The organism is Streptomyces griseoloalbus (assembly GCA_014650015.1).
GTDB classification, from domain to species: domain Bacteria; phylum Actinomycetota; class Actinomycetes; order Streptomycetales; family Streptomycetaceae; genus Streptomyces; species Streptomyces griseoloalbus.
In genome coordinates this window covers 1-500 of record BMUD01000201.1, presented here as the reverse complement: position 1 = coordinate 500, position 500 = coordinate 1, and the positions used below count along the sequence as shown (strand labels likewise).

Annotated in this window: 1 protein-coding gene; it reads left to right on the top strand. The window is 68.8% G+C overall.

What is annotated here, in order from left to right; translation table 11 throughout:
- The first annotated feature begins 125 nt into the window (after positions 1–125).
- Complete coding sequence (locus IE178_RS35560; protein ID WP_193515140.1) at positions 126–455, top strand: hypothetical protein; 330 nt, start codon at positions 126–128, stop codon at positions 453–455.
- Positions 456–500: the final 45 nt, after the last annotated feature.

Below are 500 nucleotides of genomic sequence, written 5' to 3'. Positions count from 1 at the left end.
CGTGGCCTGTGGCTCTGGGCCTGGTACATCACATCGCACTGTGGGGTGATCTGGTGCGCATCACGAGTCCCGCCTGATACCGGATCACCCGGGGACCTCGGCCAGGCGGTCGAGGGGAGACCGGGATGAACGGTGCCTGGGGAATCGTCGGGGCGGTCATCAGCGTCATCGGCACCATCACGATGGGAGTCCTCACCTACCGGGGCACCCGGACCGCAGCACGCATCAACGTGGTACCCACCACCAAGCAAGTCGACTTGAGCGTCCTGCAAGCGAGCGTCGAACGGCTGGAGAAGGAGTCCGGCGAGATGCGGGAACAGATCCGGCGGCTGCGCTCCATGCTGTGGGCCGCGATCGGGTGGGCGAAGCGCCGGGGCGACCAGGTCGAGCGCCTCGGCGGTGTGCCGGACCCGACGCCCGACGAGATCGAGGAGTTCTACCGCACCGGGGTGTGAGTCCCGGTCCGGCCCCGTGGTGGGAGGCCGGCCCGGGACGACTCA